Consider the following 3,390-nt stretch of genomic DNA (forward strand, 5'->3'; position numbering starts at 1 on the left):
AATTACATAATCAAATTAAATAAAACTCTTGTGGGGTGGGCATCTTGCCCGCCCGCCCTAATTATGCAAGTTATATGTGGAACAGCTTAACCAACCACTAACGCCTTCATTCACAATCTTAAGGTTTGCTGAGTTATAGAGTAAGCAGTCTTGTTGTGCGATCGCTCTGGAATGTAAAAACCCTGCCCTTGAAGGGGAGGATGAGGGAGAAATCCCTAATCCCCAATCCCTTTTACACAGCAAAAGCAATCTTATCAACTGCGAATGGTCTTATTAGCGTCATTTTCCCGGTTTTCTCGTCTATGCTGAATAATGAATTAGTTGGTTCATTATTAGGAGCAGCAAGCGCATACAGTTGACCTAATGGAGAAACAGCTAGACTCAGTAAATCATTTTCTAGATGCTGTTTGTTGTAACTCAATTCTGATAACTTTAACAGCAATGGTTTGCCAGTGATGATTGATTTATTTTGCATATCAAACTGCACTAAAAAAACACCACCTTCTGCACCCATGGTAGTAGCATAAATTTTTCCATCTATTGGGGATAGAGTGAGATGACGATAACTGCGGTTTGGTTGCAAATCTGGGAGAGTCAAGGCGTCATAATCTACTTTGCCTGTTCTGGAGTCAATGGTTGCTAACTCAAATGGGAAAACACCTCCTTGTTGACTGATTAGACTGATTAACTGGTCGTTTTGAGTGTTCATCAGACTTTCTAAAGTACTATTTTTGTTTTTAAATCCCCAAACTTTTAGGGCTTTTTGAAATCGAGAAGATTGTCCACCCCGAATAAATAAAAGGCGAGTGAAATTACCTTGTTGCAGATGCACTACGGAAGTGATCACAAATCTATTACGGGATAGAGCAGTGAAACTAGTTAACCGTTCAGTAGATTCACAAAACACCGCTTTGGACGCAACTTCAGTACGTGCATTAAGATTTTCAACCTGATTAGCAGAGATCTCAGAGTGAGATAATTGTTGACCAGTGTAGAAGTTAAAAGATATTACTGATATTTGCGGAGAAGTATTGTCAATATTAGCTGTTTCTGAAGGTTTCAATACCCTTCCCATGCGATGACTAATCAGCTCATTATTATTAGTGACACTTGCATTCATGGGATTTCGATTATTGCTACTAGTGGCAAAGCGTACCCCATAAATCGTACTCTGCGACTGTGCAGCAACTTTTTTGACTGGATCTGTAAATACTGCAATAGCGGCACTGGCGATCGCTATCTGACCAAACCTCCGGCGTCTGATTTTCATACTTATAAGTTCAAATCGTATGTTGGCTTAGCTACAAAAACACAAGGATCACTCAGCCGAACTAAAACTCTGAAATTATGGGAAACACTTGAGGCAGCGCGGTCTTCTCAAAGGAAGAAGCTAGCGCGAAGAGTAACCACTACCGATGTTGTTAGTGCTTTTTTCTAATATGTATTTAAATATATAGTTATTTGAATGATATTATTATTATGTTTCAGTAAAATTACGGTAAAGAAAAATAATGATATTCATACATAACATGTAATTTTATAAAAATCTATACTTAATTTATGGGAATATTTGAGCTTTTTTGAGAAGTTTTGATGATAAAAAATTTGCTTGATAATCAAACCATGCTCAATGAATTAGCCTTATGCTTATTAATGCTTGAATCTATGAAGGTAAAAATAAACAGAGTATAAAAATAGGAGCGATCGCCTCTCTAACTCGAAGCACTAGTATAAAATCTTAATGCAAACCGCCAAAACCAACTAGAAAGCAAAAATAGGACTAATGCCAACGCTGCTGCACCTATCAACCATGCAGTTTGACTCCGGCCTAACATGACTTCAGCTGGCACTGTCGTTAAAAAGGCTACTGGTACTATAAAGGTGAAGAAAAAACGGTAAGCAGTTGGATATGCTGCCATGGGATATCGCCCAGCTTCAAGTAAACCTTGTAATACTTCGGTAACATTGTATATTTTTACGAACCAGATACTAGTTGCACCGAGCATAAACCAGAGGCTGTAAAGAATTACCAAGCCAAAAAATAAAGGGACAATACTCAATAAATAGTCATCGATTGTGAGATTGAGGCGTGTACCTGCATAGGCGAGGATGAAACCACCAAAGACTATATCTGGCAGTCCCCAAGGTGAAAAAGTATGGGTAGAAAGCCAAAACTGACTGCGGATAGGTTTTAATAGTACAAAATCAAGCGTGCCCTCTTGCACATGGCGAACAATGCGATTCAGGTTTGGGGCTAAAAAAGTGGCACAAAAGCCTTGCAGCAAGGTAAATATTCCCAAAACAATTAAAGCAGCTTGCCATGACCAGCCATCGAAAGTGTAGCCTGTACGATAAAACAAGGATAGTCCAAACAGACTGCCTGCAAGATTACCTAAGCTGCTGAGGATAGCTATGAGGAAATTGATCCGATATTCCAATTCTGCGGCGATCGCAGTACTCCAAAATAGTCTTAATACTTTCAAATATCTTGACATTTTGCACCCTTACTTCAATATCTAAAAAACTACGCTTTCGGTTTGGTCAGCTTTACGCGTATTGGTCAGGCGATCGCCCCTCAAAACTTTTCTGCTTAAAATTATGATGATTGACCCATGATTTTCTCCAACATCAATCTCTACCTTTTATTAGAAAACCTCCTCTTTTTCGTAGTTGCCACGTCGTTTCTTGCGGTTGTGAATTGGGGATGGAAAAATACAAAACCTTTTACTTTGCCTCTACCATTGCCTGATTGGTATAAAATCTGGTTTTTAACAGTACAAATACTAGGAGGGCTGCTACCATTGGTAGTGATGCTGCTTTGGGGTGTATTCTGGGGCGATCGCCAGGTACTAACTGTGCTTGGTTGGTACTTTATTATGCTAGGATTGCAAATTCTCTCGGAGATAGTAACACTCAGAAATTTGCAAAATGTAATTTGGGTAATGGTTCCTTACCTATACTTACCTTATCGCTTCTGGCAGTTGTATGAGGGTTTGACAATCATAGGTTCTGACACTGATTTGCTGTGGATACGATATTTGTTGATTTTGGAGTTGGTAGTATGGATTGTCAACTATGCACTCGATGTGTCTCAATTACCGAGGTTACTTCGCTGGGAAGTGATTGCTAGCGATCAAGTAAGCCAAAATTGACAATATGTAGTAAGGAACAGGGAACAGAGATGAAACCAATTCGCAATGACGCGACGCTCCTGTGTCGCTAACGCTGACGCTCGTACCTCGCTACCGCTTCGCTAACGCTATCGCGGACTCGCTAACGCTGCGCTAACGCAATTCGCAATTCGCAATTAAACTAAGCCACCCACAAGGGTGGGATTTCAAGGGTAGGTTTTTCATATTCAGTCTGAAAAAACCTATTTTTTCGTTCCGA

The 3,390-nt window shown here is 39.8% G+C and carries 3 protein-coding genes; 1 reads left to right on the top strand and 2 read right to left on the bottom strand.

What is annotated here, in order from left to right; genetic code table 11:
* Positions 1-232 precede the first annotated feature (232 nt).
* Both AC5JMF_RS31775 and AC5JMF_RS31780 read right to left on the bottom strand, forming a co-directional pair.
* Positions 233-1,270 (bottom strand): hypothetical protein, encoded by a 1,038-nt coding sequence (locus tag AC5JMF_RS31775; protein WP_495799693.1) that lies wholly within the window; start codon positions 1,268-1,270, stop codon positions 233-235.
* A 442-nt stretch (positions 1,271-1,712) separates the two neighbouring features.
* Positions 1,713-2,495, bottom strand: coding sequence for an ABC transporter permease (locus tag AC5JMF_RS31780; RefSeq protein ID WP_495799694.1), 783 nt, complete (start codon positions 2,493-2,495; stop codon positions 1,713-1,715).
* A 117-nt stretch (positions 2,496-2,612) separates the two neighbouring features.
* Between AC5JMF_RS31780 and AC5JMF_RS31785 the strand changes: the two genes are divergently transcribed.
* On the top strand, positions 2,613-3,152 hold the full coding sequence (locus AC5JMF_RS31785) for a hypothetical protein (protein WP_495799695.1): 540 nt from the start codon (positions 2,613-2,615) through the stop codon (positions 3,150-3,152).
* The last annotated feature ends 238 nt before the right edge of the window (positions 3,153-3,390 follow it).

The sequence above is a fragment of the Desmonostoc vinosum genome, assembly GCF_059505385.1.

Excerpts from the sequence above, each read along its gene's own strand:
- AC5JMF_RS31785 (WP_495799695.1), top strand. The coding sequence starts at position 2,613 with ATGATTTTCTCCAACATCAATCTCTACCTTTTATTAGAAAACCTCCTC.
- AC5JMF_RS31775 (WP_495799693.1), bottom strand. The coding sequence starts at position 1,270 with ATGAAAATCAGACGCCGGAGGTTTGGTCAGATAGCGATCGCCAGTGCC.
- AC5JMF_RS31780 (WP_495799694.1), bottom strand. The coding sequence starts at position 2,495 with ATGTCAAGATATTTGAAAGTATTAAGACTATTTTGGAGTACTGCGATC.